The 21,052-nt window shown below is 59.7% G+C and carries 23 protein-coding genes and 1 pseudogene; 18 read left to right on the top strand and 6 right to left on the bottom strand.

The window, feature by feature from the left end:
• The first annotated feature begins 27 nt into the window (after positions 1-27).
• The 4 genes from ilvA to QP922_RS04345 all read left to right on the top strand — a co-directional run bounded on the left by ilvA (position 28) and on the right by QP922_RS04345 (position 2,653).
• The gene (gene ilvA, locus QP922_RS04360; protein WP_284808073.1) at positions 28-1,311 is read left to right on the top strand and encodes a threonine ammonia-lyase IlvA; all 1,284 of its coding nucleotides are present in this window, start codon (positions 28-30) and stop codon (positions 1,309-1,311) included.
• Complete coding sequence (locus QP922_RS04355; RefSeq protein WP_284808072.1) at positions 1,311-1,955, top strand: YigZ family protein; 645 nt, start codon at positions 1,311-1,313, stop codon at positions 1,953-1,955. Before ilvA ends, QP922_RS04355 begins: the two co-directional genes overlap by 1 nt.
• 63 nt (positions 1,956-2,018) lie before the next feature.
• On the top strand, positions 2,019-2,255 hold the full coding sequence (locus QP922_RS04350; RefSeq protein WP_284808071.1) for a hypothetical protein: 237 nt from the start codon (positions 2,019-2,021) through the stop codon (positions 2,253-2,255).
• A gap of 8 nt (positions 2,256-2,263) precedes the next feature.
• On the top strand, positions 2,264-2,653 hold the full coding sequence (locus tag QP922_RS04345) for an RNA-binding S4 domain-containing protein (RefSeq protein ID WP_284808070.1): 390 nt from the start codon (positions 2,264-2,266) through the stop codon (positions 2,651-2,653).
• Positions 2,654-2,677: 24 nt separating this feature from the next.
• Here the strand turns inward: QP922_RS04345 and QP922_RS04340 are convergent, their stop codons facing one another.
• The 5 genes from QP922_RS04340 to QP922_RS04320 form a co-directional block, all read right to left on the bottom strand.
• Positions 2,678-3,682, bottom strand: coding sequence for a GTP pyrophosphokinase (locus tag QP922_RS04340; protein WP_070669891.1), 1,005 nt, complete (start codon positions 3,680-3,682; stop codon positions 2,678-2,680).
• Positions 3,683-3,736: 54 nt separating this feature from the next.
• The gene (locus QP922_RS04335) at positions 3,737-4,345 is read right to left on the bottom strand and encodes a hypothetical protein (protein WP_070669890.1); all 609 of its coding nucleotides are present in this window, start codon (positions 4,343-4,345) and stop codon (positions 3,737-3,739) included.
• Positions 4,346-4,473: 128 nt separating this feature from the next.
• A complete protein-coding gene (locus QP922_RS04330) occupies positions 4,474-5,847 on the bottom strand; it encodes an exonuclease domain-containing protein (protein ID WP_284808069.1) in 1,374 nt (457 codons plus the stop codon).
• 46 nt (positions 5,848-5,893) lie between these two features.
• A complete protein-coding gene (glgX, locus tag QP922_RS04325) occupies positions 5,894-8,122 on the bottom strand; it encodes a glycogen debranching protein GlgX (RefSeq protein WP_284808068.1) in 2,229 nt (742 codons plus the stop codon).
• Positions 8,123-8,184: 62 nt separating this feature from the next.
• Positions 8,185-8,709, bottom strand: a complete 525-nt coding sequence (locus tag QP922_RS04320; protein ID WP_070669887.1) for a TetR family transcriptional regulator — start codon at positions 8,707-8,709, stop codon at positions 8,185-8,187.
• A gap of 185 nt (positions 8,710-8,894) precedes the next feature.
• On the opposite strand from QP922_RS04320, the gene QP922_RS04315 reads away from it, so the two are divergent.
• Together QP922_RS04315 and QP922_RS04310 are read left to right on the top strand one after the other, a co-directional pair.
• A complete protein-coding gene (locus tag QP922_RS04315; protein WP_083311824.1) occupies positions 8,895-9,635 on the top strand; it encodes a hypothetical protein in 741 nt (246 codons plus the stop codon).
• A gap of 8 nt (positions 9,636-9,643) precedes the next feature.
• On the top strand, positions 9,644-10,165 hold the full coding sequence (locus tag QP922_RS04310; protein ID WP_284808067.1) for a hypothetical protein: 522 nt from the start codon (positions 9,644-9,646) through the stop codon (positions 10,163-10,165).
• On the opposite strand, the gene QP922_RS04305 is transcribed toward QP922_RS04310, so the two are convergent.
• Complete coding sequence (locus QP922_RS04305) at positions 10,162-11,085, bottom strand: YbjN domain-containing protein (RefSeq protein ID WP_284808066.1); 924 nt, start codon at positions 11,083-11,085, stop codon at positions 10,162-10,164. The two genes, QP922_RS04310 and QP922_RS04305, sit on opposite strands and share 4 nt — an antisense overlap.
• A gap of 162 nt (positions 11,086-11,247) precedes the next feature.
• Here QP922_RS04305 and hisD point away from each other — a divergent pair, with 162 nt between their 5' ends.
• The 12 genes and pseudogenes from hisD to QP922_RS04245 all read left to right on the top strand — a co-directional run bounded on the left by hisD (position 11,248) and on the right by QP922_RS04245 (position 21,040).
• Entirely contained in the window at positions 11,248-12,579 is a 1,332-nt protein-coding gene (gene hisD, locus QP922_RS04300) for a histidinol dehydrogenase (protein ID WP_284808065.1), read from the top strand.
• A 73-nt stretch (positions 12,580-12,652) separates the two neighbouring features.
• Positions 12,653-13,759 (top strand): histidinol-phosphate transaminase, encoded by a 1,107-nt coding sequence (locus tag QP922_RS04295; RefSeq protein ID WP_284808064.1) that lies wholly within the window; start codon positions 12,653-12,655, stop codon positions 13,757-13,759.
• Positions 13,760-13,795: 36 nt separating this feature from the next.
• Positions 13,796-14,428 (top strand): imidazoleglycerol-phosphate dehydratase HisB, encoded by a 633-nt coding sequence (gene hisB / locus QP922_RS04290; protein ID WP_284808063.1) that lies wholly within the window; start codon positions 13,796-13,798, stop codon positions 14,426-14,428.
• Positions 14,429-14,434: 6 nt separating this feature from the next.
• Positions 14,435-14,617: a CG2302 family histidine operon protein gene (locus QP922_RS04285; RefSeq protein ID WP_070669882.1), complete on the top strand. Its 183-nt coding sequence runs from the start codon at positions 14,435-14,437 to the stop codon at positions 14,615-14,617.
• Positions 14,614-15,888 carry an MFS transporter gene (locus QP922_RS04280; RefSeq protein WP_448314588.1) on the top strand — a complete coding sequence of 425 codons (1,275 nt, stop codon included), beginning with the start codon at positions 14,614-14,616 and terminating at the stop codon, positions 15,886-15,888. The genes QP922_RS04285 and QP922_RS04280 overlap by 4 nt, the downstream gene beginning before the upstream one ends.
• Positions 15,885-16,520 carry an imidazole glycerol phosphate synthase subunit HisH gene (gene hisH / locus QP922_RS04275; RefSeq protein ID WP_284808062.1) on the top strand — a complete coding sequence of 212 codons (636 nt, stop codon included), beginning with the start codon at positions 15,885-15,887 and terminating at the stop codon, positions 16,518-16,520. Before QP922_RS04280 ends, hisH begins: the two co-directional genes overlap by 4 nt.
• A gap of 30 nt (positions 16,521-16,550) precedes the next feature.
• Positions 16,551-17,333 (top strand): bifunctional 1-(5-phosphoribosyl)-5-((5-phosphoribosylamino)methylideneamino)imidazole-4-carboxamide isomerase/phosphoribosylanthranilate isomerase PriA, encoded by a 783-nt coding sequence (priA, locus tag QP922_RS04270; RefSeq protein WP_284808061.1) that lies wholly within the window; start codon positions 16,551-16,553, stop codon positions 17,331-17,333.
• Between the two features lie 5 nt (positions 17,334-17,338).
• A complete protein-coding gene (locus QP922_RS04265; protein ID WP_284808060.1) occupies positions 17,339-18,142 on the top strand; it encodes an inositol monophosphatase family protein in 804 nt (267 codons plus the stop codon).
• Positions 18,143-18,239: 97 nt separating this feature from the next.
• Positions 18,240-19,004, top strand: coding sequence for an imidazole glycerol phosphate synthase subunit HisF (hisF, locus tag QP922_RS04260; RefSeq protein ID WP_284808059.1), 765 nt, complete (start codon positions 18,240-18,242; stop codon positions 19,002-19,004).
• Positions 19,005-19,057: 53 nt separating this feature from the next.
• Positions 19,058-19,384 (top strand): annotated as a pseudogene (hisI, locus tag QP922_RS04255) (phosphoribosyl-AMP cyclohydrolase); the annotation flags it as partial.
• 88 nt (positions 19,385-19,472) lie between these two features.
• On the top strand, positions 19,473-20,105 hold the full coding sequence (locus tag QP922_RS04250; protein ID WP_284808058.1) for a TIGR02234 family membrane protein: 633 nt from the start codon (positions 19,473-19,475) through the stop codon (positions 20,103-20,105).
• A 107-nt stretch (positions 20,106-20,212) separates the two neighbouring features.
• Entirely contained in the window at positions 20,213-21,040 is an 828-nt protein-coding gene (locus QP922_RS04245; protein ID WP_070669876.1) for an indole-3-glycerol phosphate synthase TrpC, read from the top strand.
• Positions 21,041-21,052 lie beyond the last annotated feature (12 nt).

The following is a 21,052-nucleotide window of genomic DNA, read 5'->3' as shown; positions in this document are numbered from 1 at the left end:
AACCTGCAGAGCGTAGAATGAGCCAGCATGACACGTACCCCGGAAGACTTCGAGCCAGTCCACGCCTCTGACATCCAGTTGGCCCAATCTCGGATTAGCTCGGAGATTGCTCCGACCCCACTGCAATACTGCCCACGCTTGTCCCAGGAGACCGGCTACGAGGTCTACCTCAAGCGCGAAGACCTCCAGGACGTGCGCTCGTACAAAATCCGCGGCGCCATCTATGGAATGTCCAACCTGGGTGAGGAGCAGCGCGCACAGGGCATCGTGACGGCATCGGCAGGCAATCACGCCCAAGGCGTCGCCTACGCCTGCCGGACCAAGGGCATCCAGGGCAAGATTTTTGTCCCCGAACCCACGCCGAAGCAGAAGCGTGACCGCATCCTCGTTCACGGCGGGGACTTCGTGGAGCTCGTCGTCACCGGAGCCAACTTTGATGAGGCGGCTGCTGCTGCACATGCGGACGCCGCTGAGCGTGGAGCATTCTTCATCGAGCCTTTTGACGCCCGCGATACTGTCATCGGTCAAGGTACCGTGGCCGCCGAGATTGTGGCGCAGCTGTCCTCGCTGGGCAAGGCACTCGACACCGTGGTGGTTCCTGTGGGCGGAGGCGGACTCATCTCCGGTATCACGTCCTACCTTGCAGACATGGCTCCCCGCACTGCGGTGGTGGGGATTGAGCCGGCCGGGGCGGCGTCGCTAAGCGCTGCTTTCGAGGCTGGTGAGCCGGTGACGCTGGAGACCGTGGACCCCTTCGTTGATGGTGCCGCGGTCAAGCGTATTGGCGAGGTTCCCTTCAAGATTTTGGAGGCCAACCAGGGCCGTTTGCACTGGGATATTGTATCCGAAGGCGCGGTGTGCACGGAGCAGCTGGCCTTGTACCAGAACGAAGGCATTATTGCGGAGCCAGCCGGTGCGTTGAGTGTGACCGGTCTACGCTCCCTGAAGCTGCAGCCGGGGTCGACCGTCGTGTGCGTTATCTCCGGCGGTAATAATGACGTGTTGCGCTACGCCGAAATCATGGAGCGCTCCCTCGTGCACCGAGGTCTGAAGCATTACTTCCTGGTGAACTTCCCGCAGGAACCGGGCCAGTTGCGTCACTTCCTCCAAGACGTGCTGGGGCCGGAGGATGACATCACGCTGTTCGAGTACCTCAAGCGCAACAACCGCGAAACCGGTGCGGCACTCGTGGGTATTGAGCTGGGAGCCGCCTCCGGTATTGATGGTTTGTTGCGCAGATTGGCAGACTCCAAGCTGCAATGCAAGCAGCTCAAGCCTGGCACTCCTGAGTACGACTTCCTCGTCGCATAATGCTGGAAAGTTATCAGCGCCCCGTTGCCGGCGAGCTCTATGAGCATGAGATTGAGATCAAGCGCTCCCGCTTCATTACCTTCATCGGCCGCGTGACTAATGAAGCGGAAGCACGCGCGTTCATTGACGCTGCCCGGGACCGCTTCCCGGATGCTCGTCACCACTGCTCGGCGTACATCTACCACGTCGATGCCGCGAACCCAGTGGAGCGCTCCTCGGACGATGGTGAGCCCTCCGGCACCGCGGGCAAACCCATGCTGGACGTTCTCAAAGGGTCCGGGATGCTGGACATCTGTGCGGTGGTGGTGCGCTACTTCGGTGGCATCAAGCTGGGCGCGGGCGGTTTGGTCCACGCTTATGGCGGCGCTGTGAGTGAGACGATGGAGCACGTCGAACGCGCTACCCGCGCACTGCGTGAGCTCTACACACTGGAGGTCTCCCACGCCGATGCTGGCCGCTTGGAGGCGGACCTGCGCAACCGCGGCGTGGACCTTGTCGATACTGCTTACGGCCAAGCAGTGACCTTTACCGTGTCCGTCGCCCCCGGTGGCGAAGAAGAACTCGCGGCCACACTGGCCGCCTTGACCCAGGGTGAAGTTGCGCCGAAGGAAGCCGGTACCGCCTGGGTAGAGCTTTCGCACTAGCGCGCTCGTCGTTCCGCGCTCGTAGTTCCTCGCACGGCATGGTTGCCTTGTAGAATTGGCAGCATGACTATGCAGCGACGCCCCAATAACCCCATTGAAAAGCGGAAGCAGGCCGTGCGCACGCACGCTCGCAACGGCGCTATTGCCGTCGTGGGTGGCATCGGTGGCGGCATCCTGCTGGGCTGGGCGCTTACTGGTTTCTGGACCTGCATGGCCATTGGCCTCGTCGTCGCCGTGGTCGGTGGCGTCTATAACTGGGTAAAGATCCAGAAGATCGTCAACGAGAACCACAACCTTTAAAAAGCCCTATGGTCAACCAGCCTGACGGGCGCCCAGTACGTATCGATGCCTGGGTCTGGTCCGTCCGCATGTTCAAGACCCGCTCGGAAGCCGCCACCGCAGTGCGCGCCGGGCACGTCAAACTCAACGGCAACGCCACCAAGCCCGCACAGCAGGTTGTCCCCGGCGACCGCGTACGCGTGTGGCGAAACCACCACGAGCATGACCTCGAGGTCCTTGCCACCGTTTCTAAGCGCGTCGGTGCGCCCGTGGCACGTACCTGCTACATCGACCACGCCCCGCCGCCCCCGCCGAAGGAATTTCTCCCCTCTGTCCCCGTCCGCGCCCGGGGCACCGGCCGCCCCACGAAGAAGGAACGCCGGCAGATGGATAAGTTTTTGAGGAGGAATCGCGGCTAGCTTTCCCTCGTTGTCTCGGGTTTGCTAGTTCGAGGAGACGTTCTTTAGTGCCTTGAGTCGCGCGATCAAGCGGCGCTTGCGGTCCGGGCGGTCACCAGCAGCAGAGGTAGCGTTGATGTGCTGGGAACCGAACTTGTTGAGCAACAAATCGTCGATAAGCCTGACCTGCCCGGGGCGGAAGCGGTAGCGCATAGCGTCGTGCACGTGGGCGATGTCATCATCATCCAAGAGCTGTTTGAGCTGGCTCAAACGGTTGATGCCATTGCTCTCTAGTAGCTCCGCCAAAAAGCGGTAGTGCTCCGAGCGTGAGCGTGGGAAGCGGCTACCCAGAATGATGGCAAGCACGCCCGGTAGGGTCTCCGCGGTGAGCTCAATGTCCTCATCGGTTTCCGTGCTCGGGGCCTTGAGCGCTGCGATTTCATCGAATTGCTGGTCAGCCAGTTCAATGAGACCGGCGGCTAGCGTAAAGAGGCGATCGACCTGCGGGGAAGGTGGGTTCGGCCCCTGCTTATAGCGAATATCGTGCTCAAATTCCGCCCACGCATGCTGCAGGACAGTGCGGATCTGTACCTCGAAGGTCCATCCCATATAAGGCTCTAGCTCTTCGAGGGCAGCAGCGCTATCTTCAGTGACCGTGAGAACGAGATGGTGGGAGCCGTAGCCGAAACCGCCGGAAATGCGGGTCTCCGCGGCTTTGTCCACCGAGCGCACAACCGTGAAGGTTTCTCCCAAAACCTCAATAGTCTCCGGGATGATGGTGGAGTGGAAGACGTTGATGCGCACGCCGAGAACATCGTGGATGTCTTCCCACGGTGCGGGGTACATAAGCTCGCCATTCTCACGACGTTTCTTCGCCTTGGCCTTGAGGGAGGGCCACTGTTTGACACGGGTAGCCACGCGGTCGAAGATAATGCCGGCGTCGTTTAGCAAGTCCTCGATGGCATCGAGGAAGTCTTGTGCCGCAGTGGGGTGTGCGTGAACCCAGGAGTGGTATTGATTGCTCAGGCGAGACATTGGGGATTCGGGCATCGCTATGAACACGACTCCTTTCGGTCACGGCAGTGAGGGGAAAAGGAGGTTGTTCTATACCTCCAAAGGAAAGCCGTTAGCCAATACTAGTGGGCGCAGGCTCAGTATGGGGCGATGGCGTGGGCGCAGTTCGCTAGCGCGGCCGGCTAACGCGGTTGCTGTGCTGTCAGGAGTATCAGTCAAAGCGAATAGCGTGTGTGCGTCGGGAACGAGGTACGTGATGCGCTGAGCTTGGGTCAGACGGCGAAGGTGATTATCCACAATGACGAACGTTTGGGGGTGCGCCAACCATGCGGAGATAGAGCAGCGGTGCGCACGAACCTCCACGCTGCCCTCAGCACCGGGCAGGCTGTGTTCGGCAGGGCGAGTAAAGAAGCGCAACCCCTGGTCCGTCAGGGCCCTGCGCTGCAGGTTGAGCGATGAGGCGTCCCATGCCTGGCGAACCGTGAGCCCCATATCGTCGAGCGCACGCTGACTGACGCGTTTGACAGAAGAACCATCGCCATGAGTCAACGTCATGGACAGCGTGCGGGAAAGCTGGATGCTGGCAGGGGAGTCACCAAATCCGTCATCACAGAGTTTCACGCCGCTGAGCTCGTTGCTCGGGCACAGAGATGGCAAAAGGCGGTCAACATCGAGGGCAGAAGGCGCTACAACGGTCATGGCGTTCTCCAGTAAGAGTAGAGCTTAAGAATTTCTTGCCCTTATTGGACTGTGTCGCATGCCCGTTGGTTCCCAGCTTCTCTGGGAAATTTGCGCGAGCTAGACAAGACGCCGAGCCGGTTGTGCCTTTAGAACGGTGGTGCCTCGTCGAGCTGGAGTTCGGAGAGAAGCTTGTCCACCGGCCAAATCGCGATGTCCTGGCCCTTGGCCTGTAACTCTTCGGCGCGCTTTTCCTTGGAGGTCTTCGTAGCCCACTGTCCCACGACCAGGATGGTGGTTTTCTTGGTCACGTTCTTGCCCACTTGGCCGCCGCGCTCAGCAATCTTGGACCACAACAGGCCTTTATCGAAAGGCTCAAAGTCACCGGTGAGGGTGACGTGTTGGTTGAAGAGTGCGCCCGCAGGGTCAGCGTCGGGGTTAGGGTCCGGAATCGTGTCTGGGGTAGCGACTGATTGCCAGGGCGCTGGGCCGCGACGGTCCTGGGAGCCGGAGCTCTTTTTCTTCGAGCTCGTTTCGGTGCCGGCCATGCGGGTGTTATCACGGAAATCTGTGCCGGCACCCAGATCCGCAGCGGATAGTGGTGCGGTGTTAGCGCGCAACACCGGAATGACGGATTCTTCGCTCAAGCTGCCCAAAGCAAACTCGCGGGTGGTGAAAAGGTCCTCGATGGATCCCGAGTGTCCGAAACGTCGGGCGAGACCGGTGATGATGACGCCAGCCGCGCGGGCATCGGCGGTGGCTTCGTGGTGCTGGAAGTCGTCCGCACCGACGAAGGACGCCACGGTGGGGAGCTTGTGGTTGGCCACATCGATAACGCCGGCGCGGGAGGCGTCGCGTGCCAAGGCTAAAGAACACGCGAGGCGAACATCCGGAACAGGAGCTTTGGCCGTGCGCAGGCCCGTGCGTAGCGCAGTTGAGTCGAACTGTGCATTGTGGGCAACAAGTGTGTCCGTGCCGAGGAATTCGAAGAGCTCCGCAGCGGCGTCCGCGAAGGGAGAAGCATCGGCAACGTCATCCGCAGTAATTCCGTGAATGCTGACGTTCACCTCGTCGAAGTGCTCCAAACCGGGCGGAGGGGTACACAGCCACGTGCGGGATTCGGTTTCTTCACCATCGCGGAAACGGACCGCACCAATCTGGCACACGGAACCCCAGTTATCGTTGGCTGTTTCCACGTCAACAGCGGTGAAATTCAGCCCCTTGACACCTGCGCTGGCGGCTGGTGCCTCGCCGCGCAGAACAGCCTCTACTGCGGAAGCTAGTGCTTCCGCGTCCTGGCCGGGAGCGATACGAATGATAGTAAGTTCGGTATCGCCTTCGCCACGCACGATGACCTGTCCGAAACTCGTTGCCGTCGGTGCCGAGCTCTCCACACCCGTGGCCCCAGCCAGCGGGATTTCCTCGTGGGCTTGAGCGCCTAGGGAAGCTGCAAGCTGGGAGCGGTGAAGAATCAGGGCATCGGCGGTGACGTCGATGACGGCACCGTGGGCGGTATAGGACACGGATTCCTTTCAGGGCATCATTTCAAACTGGGGATGAGAAGCCAGTCTAGTTCTCGTTCGATTCGGAAGAGCCAGCGGCTTCTGTTGCTTCGTCGGCATCATCGAACACAGGTGGTTCGGTCTGGCGCAGGATAAGCGTCGTACGCGGCTGAACCACGATGGTTCCGGCAGCGTCAATAATCTTCTCCTCGTCCGGGTAACCGCCGGAATCGGACGTATCCACGATGAGGCGCCAGCTAGCACCCAAGTCCTTGGTGGGAAGAGTGAACTCGATGTCCTCGTGGTGGGCATTGAAGATCATGATGAAGGAATCATCCGTAATACGCTCACCACGGGCAGTGGTTTCCGTAATCGCATTGCCGTTGAGGTAGACCATGAGGGCCTTACCGAATTCAAAGTCCCAGTCCTCCGGAGTCATGAGCTTGCCAGAAGGCACCAGCCACGCGATATCGCGGTCTTTGACATCAGAACCGAAGGGGCCACCAGCCAGGAAGCGCTGCCGGCGGAAGACTGGGTGGTTGCGGCGGATGTTGATGAGGCGCTTGGTGAAGCCGTGCATGGCGGCATTCTTTTCCTCATTCAGCATGGACCAGTCAATCCAGGAGATCTCGTTGTCCTGGCAATAGACGTTGTTGTTGCCGCCCTGTGTGCGGCCCAGCTCGTCACCGTGGCAGAGCATCGGTGTGCCCTGAGACAGCAGGAGAGTGGTGAGGAAGTTACGGACTTGGCGGCGGCGAAGCTTCTTAACTTCTTCGTCGTCAGTCGGGCCCTCCACACCGTGGTTCCACGAACGGTTGTGGGACTCGCCATCACGGTTGTCTTCACTGTTAGCGTCGTTGTGCTTTTCGTTGTACGTCACCAAGTCACGCAACGTGAATCCATCGTGTGCGGTGATGAAGTTGATAGACGCAGTAGGGCGGCGGCCATTGTTGCCGTACAAGTCGGAAGAGCCAGTCAAGCGAGAGGCGAACTCACCCATGGTGGCTGGCTCACCGCGCCAGAAGTCACGGACGGTGTCGCGGTACTTGCCGTTCCATTCGCTCCAGATCGGTGGGAAGTTACCGACCTGGTAACCGTTGTGCCCTACGTCCCACGGCTCGGCAATGAGTTTGACCTTGGAGACCACTGGATCCTGCTGGACCAAATCAAAGAAGGTGGCGAGCTTATCGACGTCATCCAGTTCACGCGCCAGAGTGGAAGCCAAGTCGAAGCGGAAACCATCGACACGCATTTCCGTCACCCAGTAGCGCAGGGAATCCATGATGAGCTGCAGCGAATGCGGGTGGCGCACGTTCAGGGAGTTACCGGTGCCGGTGTAGTCCATGTAGTGCTCGGGATTGTCATCCACCAAGCGGTAGTACGCATGGTTGTCAATGCCGCGGAAAGCGATGGTGGGGCCCATATGGTTGCCTTCAGCGGTGTGGTTGTACACCACGTCGAGGATGACCTCGATGCCGGCTTCGTGGAAGGCGCGAACCATGGCCTTGAACTCGGCAACGACCTCGCCGGGCTTCTTGGCGTAGGCATAATCTGCATGCGGGGCAAAGAAACCAAAGGTGTTGTAGCCCCAGTAGTTGCGCAGGTCCAGCTGACGTAGGCGATCATCCTGGAGGAACTGGTGGACCGGCAGTAGTTCCACTGCCGTTACGCCAAGGTCCTTGAAGTAATTGATGATGGCCGGGTGCGCCATGCCGGCATAGGTGCCGCGGAGTTCTTCGGGGACCTCCGGGTGGGTCATCGTCATGCCCTTAACGTGGGCTTCGTAAATGATGGTTTCGTTATCCGGGGTGTGGGGGCGGTTGTCGCCGTGCCACTCGAAGAACGGGTTGATGACAACTGAGAGCATGGTGTGGCCCAGCGAGTCTTCCTCGTTGCGGCCGGTGCCGGGTTCTTCGGCGTGGATGTCATAGGAATACAGTGAGGCGTCCCCGTCGAAGTCTCCGTCGAATGCTCGGGCGTAGGGATCAACAAGCAGCTTGGAGGGGTCACAGCGCAAGCCCTGCTTGGGGTCGTAGGGACCATGGACGCGGTAGCCATAGCGCTGGCCGGGGGAGACGTTGGGGAGGTAGGCATGCCACACGTGCGCCGTGACTTCGGTGAGTTCGATGCGCTCTTCGTTGTTGTCTTGATCTATGAGGCAAAGTTCGATTTTCTCAGCGGCTTCGGAAAAGATGGCGAAGTTGGTTCCGGCTCCATCGAAGGTGGAACCGAGAGGGGACGGGGAACCAGGCCACACTTGGCGGGAATGGGGTGCTTCGGCACGGGTGTCAGTCATGGGGTTCAGCTTAGCCAATTCTGGGGAATGTGGCTGAGCTAAAACTATCGGAGCAGATGAGCTTAGAGCGCACGTAATCCGGCGACCACGAGTTCTGTGGCGCGGATGGAGGCGTCGTCAGTGTGTGCCTCTGCAGACAGGCCTCCCAATTGGGCTTGGGATTGTTCGAGGAAGGTGGCACCGAGGACGTAATGGATCAAGGTGCGGGCGGCAACGCCGATGCTTTCCGACGCCCCCTCCGGTACCTCTCGCTCCAACGCTGCAGCGAAGAGCTCCTCGAGGTCTGCGCGGGTTGTGGACTCGGGGAACGCGGCACCGGCGATGGCTACTTCTGCGCCGTCGCGCCAGCGACTGAGCTCGCGGTGGAGGGAACTGGCCAACTCGGCGGGGGTCTCCCCGGATACCGGCGAGATGATTTCGGTAGCCATGGCGGCAATCAAAGCCTGCTTGTTGGCTACGTGCCAGTACAATGCGCCGGGAGCCACACCGAGGGTGGTAGCGACGCGCCGCATGGTGACATCAGCCAGCCCGTAGCTCGTGAGGAGCTCGAGGGCCGTGGAAACAATAGCGTCGCGAGAAAGGTGCACAAAAGACTACTGTACGGATCTCGTGGTCTTAATGTGGCTCTTGTGAGTAAAAAAGAGTAGTGAGGTTCACAGGAACCTTCAAGGTTTAGGTCATGAATTCTTCAACCACTGCTTGTTAGGGTTATGTGAACTGCACACGAGCGTGCAATCTGTCGCTCTCATTATTGGAAATTAGGAGTTATCCCTTGTCTTTTCTGACCCCCGCTAAGAAGTCCCTCATCGCAGTCGCACTGGTTGCACCGTTGACCCTGACTGCATGTGGCGACAAAGGCGAAGAAGTTGCTGACGCTGCATCCTCCGCTGTAAAGACCACCACCACGACCAAGGCCAAGGAGGGTGAGACCTCTGAGGACAAGGACGCTGAGAAGAAGGAAGGCGAGGAGAAGGACAAGAAGGAAGGCGAAGGCCAGGACCCGAAGCCGGAGGGCGAGAAAGCCCCGGCTGAGGAAGGCGCTGACCAGACTCTGGCCAACCCGTTCGAGAACGGTGTTGACCCCTTCCAGAGCATGCCGAAGGTAGAGCCCATCCAGGGGCAGGCAGCTAGCCAGGAAGACATCGATGGCATCAACGGCCTGGTTCGCGGTATGTATGACCAGCAGACCATGCGTAGCTTCGTGAAGTACCTGCCGGATCACACCTGTGAAGCCGTGCGTAATGACCCGAACTCTGGCCTGAGCGAGCTTGACTACAACCAGATTCCGGACGTTCCGATGAACCAGCTCAAGGACATGATGGCTGCTTCCGGTGCTGATACCTCTCAGATGGAGGGCTTCGACTGGACCCAGACCGGCGTTGAGTCCATCAACGACGTTGTTGTTGACGGCGACTCCGCCTCCGCAACCGTGAACGTTAACACCAGCAAGGGCTTGGACAGCTCCACCATGCGCTTCAAGCGCGAGAATGGTAACTGGACCTTCTGCAACTAAAACAGCTCGTGACTGCACTACGTGCACATAGCTTTCGCATACCCCGCGCCATCGGCTTTGGCGCGGGGTTGCTCGCGTTGGCGCTCCTCATCTTCAGTGCTTCGGGCGCGCTGTGGGGTCTATGGCGGCCAACATTGGAAGGCCACCGAGTAGAAGGTGGTGGCTATGCGCTGAGCAACGGTGCCAACGTCCAGTTCTTGTCCTTTATTACTTTCGTTATCATCACCGGAATACTAGGCGTGGTGATGGGAACGGTGGCCTATCTGCGGGGTGAGCGCTACCGCGGAGTCGGCGTACTGGTGTGGTCCGGCGTGGTCTGCCTCGCTGGTGCAGCGGCCTTTTATGTCTGTGGCGGTGCCACGGCGACCTCGGTTCCGGAAAATCCTGGCGAGTTCGTCGAATTCGTTCCAAAATTTACCCCGGCCATTGGGTGGTTGGTGGCACCATTCATGGCTATGTTTGCCTACTGGTCGGCGGTTTTTATCAATCCTGATCCCGATCTTGGTGCACTGCCGGAAGACGCTGACTAGGGCCAGACAACGGGGGAGGAGCCCATGGCATCGTGCGAAATGTCGTCGATGCCATGGAGGACGTGCTTGATGCCGCGGCCTAGGGCGGTGACCAGTTGGGCGTCGGAAAGCCCTGCTCCCGTCATCACCGCATAGTCCACGCGAACTTGGAGCCCATCGACGTTGGAGTGGCAGAACGCAGAGGCGGAGTGATTGGTGCGGTTCCAGTCATTGCAAATGAGGAAAATCTTGGAAAACTCGCTTCCCGGCAAGTTGGGGTCCCAATGGCCTTTGATGATGAGGCTGGGGCCGGAATCGATGGCGAAGGCAAAGAGGACATCGTTAATCCACGCGTAAAGTGCGTCGGAGGAATCCGCTTGGAAGCGCGTGATTCCCAGCGAGGGCAAGAGCTCCTCCAAGCGGGCAATGTCAACGGTGGACACTGCGCCATCAAGTTCCGGCGGCTCGTCTGGCGCCGGTGGGCGCGGCAGCATGAGTGCTGGGAATCGGGAAGCCAGCTCCTCGAGGCACGCTCCGGCGTTGAACAGGGCAGGCAGGATGGACGCTGCGAGCTGTGCTGTGGTGGGTTCCTGATGAACAACGAGAAAGGAATGACCCCACACCTCAACCTCAGTGGGGGAGGAGTAGTTGAGCACCAAATGAGGTGAGAGGCAGTCATGGTTCCAGTCATTGACAAACTCGCTGAGCTCCGGAATCTCACCGAAGTCCAGGACGCCGTTGTGGGTAGTGTAGAGGCGCAGGATAGGCTCGCCTGCGGTGTCCATGTAGGCGCGGGTTTCACCCAGTGGTGAATGGGGGAAGAGGAGTTCGTCGGCATGAACGCGGATGCAGTCCAGCTCTTCACAGTGCGCGAGCTTTTCTACGCGTGTGAGTAACTCGGAGTGGGCCTGGCCGTCGTGCTCGTCGGCGTCGTTGCTCATCTCGCCGCCTCTCTTCACCAGTGGTGGTGGTGCCTCAATGTGTTATTAGTGACACATTCTATAACCTGCACCTTGAGGCTCGCTGGCTTTTTGGCGCAGGTATAGTAATGGGAAGGTATAGAAACCACTGCATATTATAAATATTATTAAAGGGGCCTTGCCATGCTACGAACCATTGACCTGCGCGGAGAAAAACTCAGCACCTCCCGCTTGCGACGAGTCCTGCCGCGTGGCGGGACGGACGTATCGTCAGTCATGGGCACCGTTGCCCCTATGGTGGAAGCGGTGCGCAAGGGTGGTGCGGCAGCAGCCCTCGACTTTGGCGAGCGCTTTGATGGCGTACGTCCAGCAGTAGTACGTGTAGGTGTTGAGGCACTCCAGAAAGCCGCAGATGAGCTCGAGCCCCAGGTCCGCGCGGCGATCGAGGAATCCATTGCCCGCGTACGGGCGGTCCATGCTGACCAGAAGCCTTCCTCCCACACCACGACGTTGGCGCCGGGCGCTACGGTGACCGAAGTTTTCCAGCCGATCGAACGCGTGGGCCTGTACGTGCCTGGTGGCAAGGCGGTGTACCCTTCCTCCGTCATTATGAATGCCGTTCCGGCGCAGGAAGCGGGTGCTCAGGCCATGGTGGTGGCCTCGCCGCCGCAAAAGGAATTCGGCGGGCTGCCGCACCCGACGGTGTTGGCCACCTGCCACATGCTTGGCATCGAGGAAGTATGGGCAGTCGGTGGTGGCCAGGCTATTGCTTTGCTGGCATACGGCGACGATGAACCCTCCACCGGCGAAGAAGCACTCGAGCCGGTTGACATTATTACTGGACCCGGAAACGTCTTCGTGGCGGCGGCTAAGCGCGCAGTTCACGGCGTTGTTGGTATCGATGCCGAGGCGGGGCCAACCGAGATTGCCATTGTGGCGGATGACACCGCCAATCCAGTATTTGTGGCCTATGACCTCATCTCCCAGGCGGAGCACGACCCCATGGCAGCCTCCGTACTCATCACGGACTCCGAGGACCTAGCGAAGGCGGTCAATGCGGAAGTTGACCAGCGCTACACCTCGACGGCCAACGCAGAACGCGCCGCGGAGGCGCTGCGCGGTGAGCAGTCCGGCATCGTGCTGGTCAGTGACCTCGAGTCCAGCATTGCAGTGGCAAATGCTTACGCCGCTGAGCACCTAGAGATTCACACCGCGAGGGCCCGCGAGGTGGCTGAGCGCATCCGCCATGCCGGTGCCATCTTCATTGGTGATTATTCGCCGGTGCCGTTGGGCGATTACACAGCGGGCTCCAACCACGTTTTGCCGACTTCTGGCACGGCACGTTTCAGTGCGGGTCTGTCGACGCATACCTTCTTGCGCCCAGTCAATCTCGTGGAGTATGACCGCGCTGCCTTGGAAGAAGTAGCCGATAATGTCATCGCCTTCGCTACCGCAGAGGCTCTGCCGGCCCATGGCGAGGCGATTGCCGCTCGTTTCGAGGACCCACAGGCATAAAAGAGGCAGCGAGAACCGACAACCGACAACCGACAACCGACAACCGAGAACCAAGAACCAAGGAGGCCGCACTATGGCTGAGTTGAAGGATCTTCCTCTCCGAGAGGAACTGCGCGGTTCCAGCGCCTATGGCGCCCCACAGCTGACGGTCACGAACCAGCTCAACACCAACGAGAACCCGTACCCGCTGTCGGAGGCGCTGGTACAGGATATGGTGAGGGCCGTCGAGAAGCATGCGGCGCAGCTCAACCGTTACCCCGAGCGCGATGCTGTGGAGCTGCGCACTGCCTTGGCTGACTATATTTCTGAGCAGACCGGCGTGGCCGTGAGCGTGGATAACCTGTGGGCAGCCAATGGATCGAACGAAGTTTTGCAGCAGCTTCTACAGGCCTTCGGTGGGCCCGGGCGCAGCGCACTGGGCTTTACCCCAAGCTATTCCATGCACCCCATCCTCTGCGCCGGTACGCAGACGGAATTCATCTCCTCCCCACGTGATGAGGATTTCCGGATTGATGAAGAGGCGGCGCTGAGGGACGTCGAAAAGCACCAGCCCGACGTCATCTTCATCACCACCCCGAACAATCCCACCGGTGATGTCACCCCGATTGAGCTGGTAGAGAAGATCATTCAGGCCGCGCCGGGCATCGTCATCGTGGATGAGGCGTACATGGAGTTTTCACCATCGCCATCAGCCACCACGCTGCTGGAGAAGTATCCCACCAAGCTCGTGGTCTCACGCACCATGTCGAAGGCCTTCGATTTCGCCGGTGGCCGTTTGGGATATTTCGTGGCGGACCCCGCCTTCGTTGAGGCAGTCATGCTCGTGCGTTTGCCGTATCACCTCTCGGTGCTGTCTCAAATTGCGGCCATTGTGGCCATCGAGCACAAGGAAGAAACCTTGAGCACGGTGGCGAAGCTGTCGGCCGAACGTGAGCGCGTGGTTAATCGACTCGAGGAGCTGGGGTACTACGTCGTTCCCAGCGAATCGAACTTTGTGTCCTTTGGACGCTTTGCGGACCAACATGCGGTGTGGCAAGGCTTCCTCGACCGCGATGTACTTATCCGTGACAACGGAGTACCGGGGCTACTGCGCGCCACGATTGGTCTGCCGCAAGAAAATGATGCCTTCCTTTCTGCGGCGACGGACTTGGCAGATACAGTAGAGATGGTCAAGAGATAACGCCATGAACACGACGTGAAGGAGGAACGTGAGAATATGAGTGCCGACGTAACTGCGCGCCAGCACAACGGTGACCGTATTGGCCGCGCCGAGCGCGCCACGGGGGAGACGAGGATCTCCGTAGAAATCAATCTCGACGGCACAGGACAGGCGGATATTTCCACCGGTCTGCCATTCTTTGATCATATGCTCACGGCAGTGAGCACTCACGGCTCCTTCGACCTCACCGTTCATGCTGAGGGCGATATCGACATCGACGCACACCACACCGTCGAAGACACCGCCATCGTCATGGGCCGTGCGTTCTTGGAGGCACTGGGGGACAAGACGGGTATTCGCCGTTTTGGCTCCCAGTTGCTGCCTATGGATGAGACCTTGGTGGAGGCCGTCGTGGACATTTCGGGCCGCCCGTACTTCGTCATGAATGGCGAACCCGAGAACCTTGAGTGGCAGATTATCGGTGGACACTATGCCACGGTGATTAACCGCCATTTCTTCGAAACCTTCGCTACCCATTCGGCAACGACGCTGCACGTCAACGTGCGCTATGGCCGCGACCCTCACCACATCACGGAAGCGGAGTACAAGGCCGTGGCCCGTGCGCTGCGCCAAGCCACTGAACGTGATCCGCGCGTAAGCGGTATCCCATCGACGAAGGGAGCCCTCTAAGACACTATGAACATCATCGTTCTTATTCTTTTCCTCGTTGCTGGTGTGCTGCTCGGCGGCGCATGGTCGGCGTACCAGAATGACTCGAAGCTGTTGACCGTCGTGGCCGGTGTGCTGGCGGCCATCACCGTGGCCGCTGCGCTGGCGTGGCTGCTGGACATCTTTTCGGCAGGGGTGGCGGCGAAGTGACTGAAGCGACCCCGACGAGTGTGTGGAAGGTCGCCGGTTTTAAAGAGACCATGATCGCGGTGGTCTCCGCGTTCGGTGCGTGGTCGGTCTTGCTGCCGGTTGTGCCGTTGGCGGTTCTCGATGCTGGTGGTTCAGCGACCTTGGCTGGTGCGACCACCGGTGTCTTCATGTTGGCGACCGTGCTGACGCAGATGATCACGCCGATGCTGCTGCGCGTCTTTGGATACCGGCCCATTATGGCCTCCTCGGCGCTGTTGCTGGGTGTTCCTGCGCTGGGCCATATGCTTGGTGACGCCGCCCTCATCGCCCTCGGCTTTTCTGCCCTGCGTGGCGTAGGTTTTGGTGCTCTGACCGTGGCGGAGAATGCTCTCATCGCAGAGATTACGCCGCGGCGCCTGCTGGGTAAGGCAACGGGTATCTTCGGTCTTTTTATCGGCGCAGCTCAAATGGCCTTCTTGCCGGTGGGCCTCGCGGTCGCTGCCGCATATAACTACAACCTTGTTTATCTGTTGGCGGCTGGTTTGGGCATGCTGGGCTTCTGCACGTGTATTTTGGTGCCGAAGATTAAGGCTGCACCTGTGGGAAGCCCAGATCCCTCGGATACGACTCCGCGCGCTCCCATGTGGAAGCTCGTCCTCGTCCCAGCCTTAGCGTTGACGAGTTTCTCTGTGAGCTACGGTGTGGCGTCGAACTTTATCTCCCCGGCCGTACGTGAACTCGATCCGGAACGCGGCGCCGTGCTCGGTGGTTTCATGCTGTCCGTGATTGGTGGCGCAGCGATGGTCTTCCGCTACGTGGCTGGAGTGGTCGCTGACCGTGCGGGCAAGCCTGGCACGCTCATGATTCCGGCGCAGATCTGTTCTGTCTTCGGTGTCGGCCTGATTGCCGCAGTGCTGTGGCAGGAATGGTCCATTTGGTTGCTGGTCTTCGGAACGATGGTGTACGGAGCTGGATTCGGCATCGTCCAAAACGAGGCATTGCTGGCTATGTTTGATCGCTTGCCACGTGAGCGCCTGTCCGAGGGCTCTGCGGTGTGGAACATCTTTTACGACGGCGGCACCGGTCTCGGCTCTACCGCTCTTGGAGCGGTCGTAGCGATGTCCGGCTATGACGGTGCCTTCGCCGTGGGCTCTGCCATCATTGCGGTGGGGCTGCTCATGACGTTGGCGGACAGTGCTTTGGGCAAGACCCGCGTGAGCGAAATCAACGACATTCAAACTCGACTTCGCATGATTAGGCGGCCGAGGAGGCCTGGAAAGGAACCACGATGAGCTCTCGTAACGTTGCCATCTTGGATTATGGTGCGGGTAACCTGCGCTCCGCTGTTCGCGCACTTGAGCGCGTAGGCGCTTACGTTACTGTGACTGCGGACCCCGCACTTGCCGTCGAGGCTGACGGCCTACTGGTCCCCGGCGTCGGTGCCTTCGCTGCATGCATGGAGGGTTTGCGCGCAGCCCAAGGGCCGCGCATTATTGGGCAGCGTCTTGCTGGTGGCCGCCCAGTTCTGGGAATCTGCGTGGGCATGCAGGTGCTTTTTGAATCCGGCACTGAGCACGGCGTCTATACGGAAGGCTGCGGTGAGTGGCCGGGGGACGTCGGCAAGCTGCATGCAGACGTGCTTCCTCACATGGGGTGGAATACCGTCGAGATGCCCCAGGGCAGCCGCATGTTTGAGAACATCGATTCCGAGGATCGCTTCTACTTCGTCCACTCCTACGCTGCTCGCAGCTGGGAGCTGGAGACCGAGATCACCGAGCCACCCAAAGTTGCCTGGACGGAGTATGGCGGCGACCGCTTTGTGGCTGCCGTGGACAATGGTGTGCTGTGGGCTACGCAGTTCCACCCAGAGAAGTCCGGAGACGTCGGCTCGCAGCTGCTAAAGAACTGGGTTGGAACACTTTAAAGCACTCGCCTGAAAGGTAGACTACGCACCATGAGCTTTACACTGTTGCCCGCGGTTGACGTTGTTGATGGTCAGGCTGTGCGCTTGGACCAAGGGGAAGCCGGAACCGAAAAGTCCTATGGCTCCCCGCGTGAGGCCGCCCTCAAGTGGCAGGCCCAAGGCGCACAGTGGTTGCATGCTGTGGACCTTGACGCTGCTTTTGGCCGTGGTTCCAACCATGAATTGCTCGCGGAAATCACCTCGAGCGTGGACCTTGAAGTGGAGCTCACCGGTGGTATTCGGGATGATGAATCCCTCGCCCGTGCCTTGGCTACCGGCGCACGTCGTGTCAATATCGGTACTGCAGCGCTGGAACAACCGGATTGGATTGCCAAGGTACTTGCGGAGCACGGCGACCGCATTGCCGTGGACTTGGCGGTACGGCTGGTTGATGGTGAATGGCGTACGCGCGGACATGGCTGGGTCTCCGACGGCGGAGATATCTGGGAGGTACTCGAGCGCCTCGATGCTGCTGGCTGCACACGTTTCGTGGTTACTGATGTGTCCAAGGACGGCACGCTGCAGGGCCCGAACATTGAATTGTTGCGTGAAGTGGCAGCAGCCACCGATGCGGCAGTGACCGCGTCGGGTGGAATCTCCACCTTGGATGATCTGCGTGAGTTGGCCCTGTATGAGAACGAGGGCATCGATTCCGCCATCATCGGTAAGGCCCTGTATGAGGAACGTTTTACGCTTAGTGACGCACTCGCAGCCGTCGCTGAGGTCACTCCACTTCCGGCAGAGGAGTACATCGACCCTATCGAGGAGGACTAAAGTACATGGCCCCGATGAGAGGACTTTCTTCCTCGGATCCTCGCGAGCTCGTTGCTTTTGCTGAGGCTTCGGTGGATCAGGTCACTGACCTTTTCCGCGCTGGCCTTGGTGCTGAGCCAGCCCGCTTCAAAGGTGAAAGCGATTTCGCCACCGAAATTGACCTGCGCATTGAGGAACACTTGCGTGTCACTCTTAGCCAACTCACCGGCATTCCTGTCTACGGGGAGGAGTCTGGCGGTGCCTTGGAGGACACTGTGTGGGTTGTGGACCCAGTGGATGGCACCGCTAACTATTCCGCTGGTAATCCCTGCTGCGGAGTTCTGGTGTCGCTACTGCATGAGGCAAAGCCAGTAGTTGCCGTGGCGGATTTTCCGCTGCTGGAGCGCCGTGTTGTCGCTGCTGAGGGCATGCCGTTGCGGACAAGTGGAGGACCGTCCACCGGGTTCGGTGGGGGAGAAGGCGCCCAAGGCTTCGATGAGGCGCGTGGTCACGTCGGCTGCTCCTCGCACCTTCCCATCGATTTGTTCAATGACCTCCGCGAAACAGGTTTGCGGCCACGCATGACCGGATCAGTCGGTCTGGACAATGCCTTCGTGGCACAGGGCGTGTTCGATGGTGCCGTGAATTTTTCCCCGCACCCGTGGGATAACGCTGCCGGTGCGCTCATGATTAAGGCTGCCGGCGGACGTGTCAGTGATCCCGATGGAAACGAGTGGACCGCTACCTCGAAGGGCTTCGTCGGCGGTACCCCGCAAGTCCATGCCACCATTCTGGACGCCATTGCTCGCAACCCGCGGGGCCAGCGCTGATACTTCGCACAGTGCCTTAGGGCTTTTAGATCCTAAGCCTTAAGACCTTAAACCAGATTGCCCATTACTATCTCATCTCCCTAGGAGGACTTTCACCATGGCGCTTGCCGTGCGCGTGATCCCGTGCCTTGACGTTGACAATGGCCGCGTGGTCAAAGGCGTCAACTTTGCCAACCTGCGTGATGCCGGTGACCCAGTTGAGCTGGCCGCCCGCTATGACCAGCTGGGCGCGGATGAACTCACCTTCTTGGACGTCTCCGCATCCAAGGACGGTCGTGGCACCATGCTCGATGTCGTGCGCCGCACTGCGGACCAGGTCTTTATCCCTTTGACCGTGGGCGGTGGCGTGCGCTCTGTAGAGGATGTGCGCGAACTACTGCGGGCGGGCGCGGATAAGGTTTCCGTGAATTCCTCGGCGATTGCCCGTCCCGAGTTGTTGCGGGAGCTCGCTGATGTCTTCGGCTCACAGTGCATCGTGCTCTCCGTCGATGCCCGCCGTGCCCCGGACTATCCGAGTGGTTTTGAGGTCACAACTCACGGCGGTACTAAACCCGCGGGTTTGGATGCCGTGGAGTGGGCACGCCGCGGTGAAGAACTCGGTGTGGGTGAAATCCTGCTCAACTCGATGGATGGTGACGGCACCAAGGAGGGTTTCGACATTGAACTTCTCGAGGCCGTCCGCGCGGCGGTTTCTGTTCCCGTCATTGCCTCTGGCGGTGCGGGTAAGGCTGAGCATTTTCCTCCAGCTGTTGCTGCCGGAGCTAATGCCGTCTTGGCCGCCAGTATTTTCCACTTTGGTGAAGTCGAGATTTCTGCGGTCAAGCAGGAACTCGCAGATGCCGGTTATGAGGTGCGACAGTGAGTACAACACAGGATTCCAATGGCAGCTCCACAAGTAGCAGCGGCGAAGAAAGAATCGAAGACTATGAACTCGCCGCAGAGATAGCTCAGCAGCTGAAGCGCAATGAGGCTGGGCTGGTGCCGGCCATTGTGCAGTCAGAGCGTGGCGAAGTCCTTATGATGGCGTGGATGGATGACCATGCTTTGGCCTACACGTTGGCAACGCGCCGGGGGACCTATTACTCACGTTCTCGCCAGGAGTACTGGGTCAAGGGCCTGACTTCAGGCCATACCCAAGAGGTCATTGGTGCCTGTCTCGATTGCGATGGCGACACTATCTTGCTCACCGTGCGCCAAGCAGGCGGCGCCTGCCATACGGGAGACCGTACGTGCTTCGACGCCCACGACCTTTTCGCTGAATCCACGAAGTTCGACAGCACGAGTGATTGCACGAACGGCAGCACATCCGACAGCGTGAAGGAGTCCACGAATGGCTAAACGAATGGGGCCCATCCTCATGTTTGTGGGCGCGATTGTGTTGTGGCTGTCCTCTCGTATGACGTGGGTAACGGCCGCAGTTGAGGACGATAAAGCTGGGGCGAGCATGATTGACTTGTCAGGTTCACTGTGGTCACTCGAACTTATCGCCCTGACGGTCGTGGTTCTGGCTGGCAGCGTGGCTGCGCTAGCCTTGCGCCGGACCGCACGACGAATCGTGGCGATCCTCACTGCACTGGCGGCAGCAGGTGCCGCGTGGCGTCCTGTTTCATTGCTGACGGCAGGTCCCGAAGTCGAGCGCGCCCAGGAGCTGCTGCATGGCGGAACGAATGACGCCTCGGTAGATTCAACGACTATTTCCGACTGGGCAGTAGTGCTCGCCGCCGATGCGTCTTCTGCTGGGCCGATCCTCGCGATTGTGGGCGCTGCGTTCGCACTGTTTGGCGCGGTCATGGTGGCCAGTAACCCGGGCGTGGACAAACCACGAACCGCTAAATACGAAACCCCGGCCGTGCGCCAGGAGCGCCTGCACGAGGATTTGGAGACGTCACAGGACTCCGGTCGCGTGATGTGGGATGCGCTCGACGCCGACATTGATCCTACGGATACCCCGCCGCGCACCTAGTGCCTTGGGTACCCCGGATTTCCGGTTAGAGGTGTCCGCGCGCTAGCCTGATTGTGATCTCAAACGCCCCGGTTTGTCCTTGAGTCTCTTCACGGAGGGAGGTGCTGATGCCTACCCCAATTGCAGTTGATCATCTTGTCGCAGGTGTGCTTGCCGATGTCGCCGCGCGTGAGGCCCGTGTTCCCTTCAAAGAAGTAAAAGCGCGTTCCCGCGACATGGATACCCCGCGCGATGCTGCGACGGCTCTGCTTCGTCCGGGTTGTTCCATCATCACCGAAATCAAGCGCGCCGTGCCGTATGCCGGCGAGATTGCACACTTAGATAGTCCGCAGTCAGTGGCGGCTTTGGCTCACGACCTTGAGCAAGCTGGCGTTCATGTTATGGCCTGCCAGACGGATCGCCGTCGCTTTCATGGCTCGCTAGAGGACATGCGGGTTGCCCGCGACGCTGTGGACATACCAATGGTGTGCCGCGACATCATCGTTGATCCGTATCAGATTCATGAGGCACGTTGCTATGGTGCGGATGCTATTCCGCTGCAAGTAGAGCTGCTGGATCAAGCCCGCCTCGAGTCACTGCTGGATCGCGTGGAATCATTGGGAATGACTGCCATTCTTGAGGTGCGCACGTGTGCCGAAGTAGATCGAGTCATCAAGGCGGGCGGCTCTGTTGTGGCGATCAATGCGTGGTCTTTGGCCTCCGATGCTATTAATCGGGAGGCCTTTTCTACTATTTCGCCCGGTCTTCCCGAATCCATGACCCGCATCGCAGTCGGTGGAGTCAACAGCCCCCGTAACGTGCTGTCCTATGCCTCACACGGCGCGGATGCCATCCTTGTGGGCGAGTCAATCATGGCGGCTCAGGACCCCATGGCTCTAGCCCGTTCGCTGGTGGCGGCTGGACAACACCCGGCTTGCCCGTCCCGCAAGTTCTAGGTCCGTAGCGGA

Source organism: Corynebacterium sp. MSK218 (assembly GCF_030232655.1).
Classification (GTDB): domain Bacteria; phylum Actinomycetota; class Actinomycetes; order Mycobacteriales; family Mycobacteriaceae; genus Corynebacterium.
Note: the sequence above shows the minus strand (reverse complement) of the source record. Positions and strands in the feature narration are given on the sequence as shown.